The organism is Thermostichus sp. MS-CIW-26 (assembly GCF_054059115.1).
In genome coordinates this window covers 101677-108108 of sequence record NZ_JBSSBV010000005.1, presented here as the reverse complement: position 1 = coordinate 108108, position 6432 = coordinate 101677, and the positions used below count along the sequence as shown (strand labels likewise).

Below are 6432 nucleotides of genomic sequence, written 5' to 3'. Positions count from 1 at the left end.
ACTCCGTCCCGCTAACGCGAATGGAAACAAACAGAATGCTATCGCTGCATAGTTGAACAGTGATGTTCAGCAGTGTTCAGCGTAAATGTATCAGAACAAGCTCTGCTCTGTAAACAAGCGTACACTCCAGGGGGCGGTGATGCCGTTGTAGAAAGCCAACCCCAAAACGGGCAGGCTGAGAAATCCATAGGCAATCTGGGCCAAAGGGATCCCAAGGGCATCGGGGATGAGGCTGTTGTCTCCCAGAGGGGCGATGAGCAGCAGCTTCTGCCAATGGTGGGGCTGTAGGCGGGCCGAGCGCAGCACAAACCCTGCCGAGAGGGAATTGGCAATGACGTGACACGGTCGCCCGATCACCTCCTGGACAAAATCCCCGATCATCTCGGCATAGAGGCTGCCGGTGTACTTCAAATCTGGACGTTCTGAGTTGCCCCACCCCAACAAATCCAGAGCATAGACTTGATGGTGCTGCCCCAGCTCCGCCATAATGGCACGAAACTCATAGCTGGAGGAGCCTGCCCCAATGCCGTGCACCAGCAACAACGGCTGGCCGGATCCCATGACCTTGTAAAACAGGCGATGGCCGCGCCAGAAGTGATGCCTTTCCTCTCCCGGCAGCAGGCTCTGCAGAGGCTGAGTTTGGGAAGAGATCCAAGCGTTGAAAACGGCTAGAGCACCCAAGCCGCCGACAGTAGTCCAGAGCCCGATCTTGAGAACTTGGCTCAGCTCTTTCATCCTCAGCAGCCTAGCTAGGGAACCTACTTTTTCTTAAGGCGGTAGGTGATGCGCCCTTTGTTGAGGTCATAGGGGCTCAGCTCCACCTTGACCCGGTCGCCGGGCAAGATCTTGATGTAGTTGCGGCGAATTTTGCCGGAGATATGAGCGAGCACGTTGAAGCCGTTGTCCAGATCCACTCGGAACATGGCGTTGGGCAGGGATTCGGTAACAACCCCCTCCATTTCAATGGCATCTTCCTTAGACAATGAGCCCTCCCAAAAACGACATAACAAACAACAGAACAATCCACAGCCGCGACGACACGCGCTGTTAAGAAATGAAAATATACTCCATCTCTTCTATCCTAACCGTTGCAGTCCTTCATCAGGGGATCCCTTAGGACTGAAAAGGCGTGCGATCGGTCAAAATTTCTGCTCCAGACTCGGTGACCAAGACCGTGTGCTCAAACTGAGCTGACCAAGAGCCATCTACTGTGACCACCGTCCATTGGTCTGGCAACACTCGGGTTGCCTCTCCCCCCGCATTCACCATCGGCTCAATGGCCACTGTCATGCCGGAGCGCAGCTTGGGATTGGGCAGATCGCGGGTGCGATAGTTGGGAAACTGCGGCTCCTCGTGCAGGTTGCGCCCCACCCCGTGACCGACATACTGCTTCACCACCGAGTAGCCCCGCCCCTCGATGTAATCTTCAATGGCGCCTGAGACATCCTGAAGCCAAACGCCGTGGCGCACGTGGTCGATGCCCGTCTGCAGGGCCTTGGCCGCTGTATCGATCAGATCCCGAGCTGCGTCGCTCAGGGGTTCCAGGCCGATGGTGATACAGGAATCCGCATGCCAGCCCTCGACGATGGCACCAAAATCCACTTTGACCACATCTCCCGGCTGCACCACTTTACGGGGACTGGGGATCCCGTGCACCACCTCATGGTTGACACTGACACAAACGCAGGCGGGAAAGCCGTAGTAGCCCTTGAAACTGGGCAAAGCATTGAGTTGGGCCACCCGTCTCTCAGCATAGGTATCGATATCTGCCGTAGTCCAGCCCGGCTCTAGGCGCTCCGCGATCTCCTGCAATACTTGGGCCACCACCCGACCGGCCCGCCGCATTTTCTCCACTTCGCGGCGAGATTTGATCTCAATAAGCTGCATGCCCCGCCGCTGGGAGGGATTTCCAGCTCCTGCTCTGATCACGCCGTCCTCCTAAAGCCTTCCAAAAGAGCCTGCAGATGTTCCTGTACGGATTCCATCGGCTGGTTGCCGTTGACCCGTTGCAAGCGCCCCTTGGCCTCATAAAAATCGATCAGGGGAGCCGTCTGCTGCCGATAGACCTCCAGACGCTTGAGAATCACCGACCGATCCGCATCATCGCTGCGCCCCTGTTCCTTGCCCCGGGCCAGCAGCCGGGCCACCACCACCTCATCCGGCACCTCCAAGTTGAGGACGTAGTCATAATCTTGGCCCAGCTCTTGCAGCAGCTCTTCCAAGGCCTCTGCCTGGGCTAAGGTGCGAGGAAATCCATCTAGGATCCAGCCCTGCTCTGGAGATTGCTGCAACTGCCCCTTCACCATTCCGATCAGCACCTCGTCAGGCACCAGCTCTCCCGCATCCATGTAAACCTTGGCCTGGCACCCCAGGGGCGTTTGGGCTTTCACCTCGGCCCGCAACAGATCGCCTGTGGAAATTTTGGGCGTGTGGTAGATGGCCGCCAGCCGCTCCGCCTGTGTACCTTTGCCCGCCCCCGGCGGCCCCAGAAAGATCAACCTCGGCACTACTGTTTGACCATCCCTTCGTAGCGTTGTGAGATGACATAAGTCTGGATCTGCTTGGAGGTCTCGATCGCCACCCCCACCAAAATCAGTAGCGAGGTCGCCCCCAAACCTTGGAAAGTGGTGATGCCGGTTGCCCGTTCCACCGTCGTCGGGATGATGGCCACCGCGCACAGGAACAAAGCCCCCAGCAGCGTCAGGCGGTTGAGGATCCCTTCGACATACTCGGCAGTGGCCTTGCCCGGGCGTACCCCTGGAATGCTGGCCCCCATCTTCTTCAAGTTTTGAGCCAGATCCACCGGGTTGATGAGCAAAGAGGCGTAGAAGTAGCTGAAGAAGAGGATCAGCACGAAATAAAAAGGAATGTAGAACCAGGAGGTGGGGGATAGGAAGTTGGCCACTTGCACCAAAGTCAGGTTTTGGGTGTACTGGGCCAGGGCCAGAGGCAGGGACATCACCGAGTAGGCAAAGATGATCGGCATCACCCCCCCTTGGTTTAGCCTCAGGGGCAGATAGCTTTTCTGCTCGCGGAACAGCTTGTTGCCCACCTGGCGCTTGGCGTAGACGATAGGGATCTTGCGGCTGCCTTCTTGGACAAAGACAATGCCGACAATGGTGACCAAAAAGATTGCCAGCAACAGCAAGATGCCACCGATGGTGCTGCTATCGGCACGGGCCAGGCTAATAGTCTGTCCGAGGGCACGGGGCAGAGTGGCAACAATGTTGACGAAGATCAAGAGCGAAGGGCCACTTCCCACCCCTTTCTCCGTGATCATCTCTCCCAGCCACATCACAAACAGGGATCCCGCCGCCAGAGCCAGGGTGGTGGAGGCCATGAAGGCCAACTCATTGGTGGTACTGGCAAACTCCCGCACCCAAAAGGAAATGCCAATGCCCTGGATGATGGCCCAAACCAAGGTGACATAGCGGGTGTATTGAGAAATCTGCCGCCGCCCCTGTTCTCCCTCGTTTTTCTGCAGGTTCTCCAAGGCTGGAATGGCCGAGACCAGCAACTGCATGATAATTGAGGCATTGATGAAGGGCAGGATCCCAAGGGCGAAAATTCCCAAAGCAGAAATCCCCCCGCCGGAGAAGACATCCAGCAAGCCAAACACAGGGCTGTTGGCAGCTTCGGCAGCAAAGCGGGCCCGATCGATACCGGGAATGGGGATGTAAATGCCCAGTCTGACCAACAGCAGCAAGCCCAAGGTGAGAAACAGACGGCTGCGCAGGCCAGAGGCCATAGCCATCTGCATAAAGGTCTCTTGGGCAGAGGGGGCGGAACCTCGTGTGTCAACCATAGGGAAGAGAATCTCGCGGGAGCAAAGGGCAAGGTTAGCTATCTACCACTCTACGCTGCTGGTGGAGCAGTCGGCAAAATCAAAGCAAAATCAAAAAAGTGCAACTCAGCGCCACCCGGCAGAAGCTGGCCAGAGCAGCGGGAAGGGGCGGTCTAGGATCCCAAGATTTCCACCCGACCTCCGGCTGCCTCGATCTTGGCTTTGGCTGAAGCGGTAATAGCCGCCGCCCTGATCGTCAGGGGCACGCTGACTTCCCCATCTCCCAAGATCTTCAGCGGGCCATCGTTGGTGGTGACGATCCCTCGTTCCATCAGGCTTTCCAGGCTGACCTCGCTGCCGGCAGGCAGATCCGCCAAGGCGCGCAGGTTGACCAGGGTGTATTCCAGACGCCGCGTGTAGCGGGGGAAATGCTTAAGCTTGGGCAAACGCCGGTAGAGGGGAGTCTGGCCCCCTTCAAAGCCGGGTCGTGTACCACCCCCCTTGCGGGCCTTTTGCCCCCGCATCCCCTTGCCACAGGAGGCCCCCTGCCCGGCAGAAACGCCACGACCTAGCCGCCGCCGCCGCCGCGTCGAACCTGCTTGAGGCCGAATGTCTTCCAGTCGCATGTCTACCTCTAGCTCACTTGCTCGATATACCTGTCCATCACTTGCCCAATAGGCGGCGCACATCGATGTCTCGGTCTTGGGCCACCTGCTTAAAGGTACGCATCCGCCGCAGCGCATCGATGGTAGCACGGGCATTGTTGAGGGGGTTGCTGGATCCCAGTTGCTTGGCCAAGCTGTTGCGTACACCCGCCAGCTCCAGAACGGTGCGGACTGCCCCCCCTGCAATGACGCCTGTGCCAGGAGCTGCTGGCATGACCAAGACAGTGGCACCGCCGCCTGCCCCCTGCATGGGATGGGGTACGGACAAACCTTTGGTGAGGGGCACCTCAATGAGGTGCTTTTTACCGTCCACAACTCCCTTGCGCACTGCTCCGATCACATCGTTGGCTTTGCCCACGCCAACCCCGACTTGGCCCCGCTCGTTGCCGACCACCACCACAGCGCGGAAGCTCAACTTCTTGCCGCCCTTGACCACCTTGGTGACGCGGCGAATCTGGATGACCCGCTCTTGCCACTCGGTGGGTTGCTCTTCGCGGTTTTTTTTGCTTCTGCGACGTTCCCTCTGCTCAGCCATGTGCTATGTCCTCAGTAGCTAGAACTGTAACCCTGCTTCTCGGGCAGCTTCTGCCAAAGCCTGAACGCGCCCGTGATAGAGCTTGCCCCCCCGATCGAAAACCACGCGGGAAATGCCCATCTGTAAGGCTCGTTCAGCAACTGAGCGGCCCACCAAGGCAGCCGCTTCTTGAGTGGCTGTCCCGGTTTCTTTGAATTTTTCGCGCAGCTCCGTGTCCAAGGTGGAGGCGGAGGTTAAGGTATGCTGGGCTACATCGTCGATCACCTGGGCGTAGATGTGTCGATGGGAGCGAAACACGGCCAGGCGAGGCCGCTCGGCAGTGCCAAAGACCTTGCGGCGAATGCGTCGATGACGACGTTGGGTGGTGATTTTGCGGCTGGTTTTCATAGGACTCCGTCCCGCTTTCGCAATGGGCTATTTACTTCTTCGCTTTCCCGGATTTACCCGCCTTGCGGCGAACTTGTTCCCCTAGATAACGGATCCCTTTCCCCTTGTAGGGCTCCGGAGGCCGGACGGCTCGGATGCGGGCGGCAGTATTGCCCACCAGTTCTTTATCTGTGCCTGAGACAACAATGATGTTGTTTCCCTCAACGGCAATTTGGATGCCGGGGGGAAAGGGGATCTCCACAGGGTGACTGTAGCCAACGTTCAAAACCAACTTGCTGCCTTGGATGGCAGCCCGGTAGCCCACGCCCACCAATTCCAGCCGCCGCTCAAATCCCTTGGACACTCCGTCTACCATGTTGGCGACCAAGGTGCGGCAGAGGCCGTGCAGTTGGCGGGCAGGACGAGAATCGTTGAGACGGCTGACCGTGAGCATCTGAGCGTTTTGCTGGACTGTGATCAAGGGCGGCAAACTGCGGGACAGTTGACCTTTCGGGCCTTTCACTGCAATGTGTTGGCCGTCGATCTGGATCTCCACCTTGGCAGGAAGGGCGATGGGGCGTCTACCGATACGGGACATGGGAAAAACTCCTGACCAGAGAAAACTTAAGGTCTAGTAGACAAGACAGAGGACTTCACCACCAATGCCCTGCTTACGAGCCTCCCGGTCGGTCATGATGCCGTTGGAGGTGGAGATGATGGCGATCCCAATTCCTCCCAGCACTCGGGGCAGCTCTTTGTGGTTGCGGTAAACCCGCAGGCCGGGTCGGCTCACCCGCTTTAAGCCATTGATGATGGGCCTGCAGTTGCGGCCTTTGCCCTTGTACTTCAATCGCAACACCACTCGGGCTTGGATCCCTTCTCCCTCCTCCTTCCATTCGCTGACAAACCCTTCCTCATGAAGAACGCGAGCGATGCTGCGGGTCATGCGTGTGGCCGGAACTGCCACCGACTCGTGCCGAGCCATGGTGGCATTGCGAATGCGGGTGAGCATATCGGCGATCGTGTCGTTGGTGTGGGCCATCGGTGGGTCAGTGCTCCTCGGAAGATCGATGCAGATCAAG

10 protein-coding genes are annotated in these 6432 nt (G+C 58.2%); all 10 read right to left on the bottom strand.

Annotated features, from left to right (window positions below; genetic code table 11):
* Nucleotides 1–90 precede the first annotated feature (90 nt).
* Nucleotides 91–735, bottom strand: coding sequence for an alpha/beta fold hydrolase (locus ACVWZU_RS03560; protein ID WP_457443388.1), 645 nt, complete (start codon nucleotides 733–735; stop codon nucleotides 91–93).
* 23 nt (nucleotides 736–758) lie between these two features.
* Nucleotides 759–983, bottom strand: a complete 225-nt coding sequence (gene infA, locus ACVWZU_RS03555) for a translation initiation factor IF-1 (protein WP_011434173.1) — start codon at nucleotides 981–983, stop codon at nucleotides 759–761.
* A gap of 130 nt (nucleotides 984–1113) precedes the next feature.
* On the bottom strand, nucleotides 1114–1887 hold the full coding sequence (gene map, locus ACVWZU_RS03550; protein ID WP_414349590.1) for a type I methionyl aminopeptidase: 774 nt from the start codon (nucleotides 1885–1887) through the stop codon (nucleotides 1114–1116).
* 38 nt (nucleotides 1888–1925) lie between these two features.
* Nucleotides 1926–2507, bottom strand: coding sequence for an adenylate kinase (locus ACVWZU_RS03545; RefSeq protein ID WP_011434171.1), 582 nt, complete (start codon nucleotides 2505–2507; stop codon nucleotides 1926–1928).
* Nucleotides 2507–3805 carry a preprotein translocase subunit SecY gene (gene secY / locus ACVWZU_RS03540; RefSeq protein ID WP_414412798.1) on the bottom strand — a complete coding sequence of 433 codons (1299 nt, stop codon included), beginning with the start codon at nucleotides 3803–3805 and terminating at the stop codon, nucleotides 2507–2509. The genes ACVWZU_RS03545 and secY overlap by 1 nt, the downstream gene beginning before the upstream one ends.
* A gap of 152 nt (nucleotides 3806–3957) precedes the next feature.
* The gene (gene rplO / locus ACVWZU_RS03535) at nucleotides 3958–4410 is read right to left on the bottom strand and encodes a 50S ribosomal protein L15 (RefSeq protein ID WP_414349592.1); all 453 of its coding nucleotides are present in this window, start codon (nucleotides 4408–4410) and stop codon (nucleotides 3958–3960) included.
* Nucleotides 4411–4447: 37 nt separating this feature from the next.
* Complete coding sequence (rpsE, locus tag ACVWZU_RS03530) at nucleotides 4448–4984, bottom strand: 30S ribosomal protein S5 (RefSeq protein WP_011434168.1); 537 nt, start codon at nucleotides 4982–4984, stop codon at nucleotides 4448–4450.
* Between the two features lie 18 nt (nucleotides 4985–5002).
* Complete coding sequence (gene rplR / locus ACVWZU_RS03525) at nucleotides 5003–5371, bottom strand: 50S ribosomal protein L18 (RefSeq protein ID WP_414349593.1); 369 nt, start codon at nucleotides 5369–5371, stop codon at nucleotides 5003–5005.
* 31 nt (nucleotides 5372–5402) lie between these two features.
* Nucleotides 5403–5948: a 50S ribosomal protein L6 gene (rplF, locus tag ACVWZU_RS03520; protein ID WP_011434166.1), complete on the bottom strand. Its 546-nt coding sequence runs from the start codon at nucleotides 5946–5948 to the stop codon at nucleotides 5403–5405.
* A 33-nt stretch (nucleotides 5949–5981) separates the two neighbouring features.
* Complete coding sequence (rpsH, locus tag ACVWZU_RS03515) at nucleotides 5982–6392, bottom strand: 30S ribosomal protein S8 (protein ID WP_011434165.1); 411 nt, start codon at nucleotides 6390–6392, stop codon at nucleotides 5982–5984.
* Nucleotides 6393–6432 lie beyond the last annotated feature (40 nt).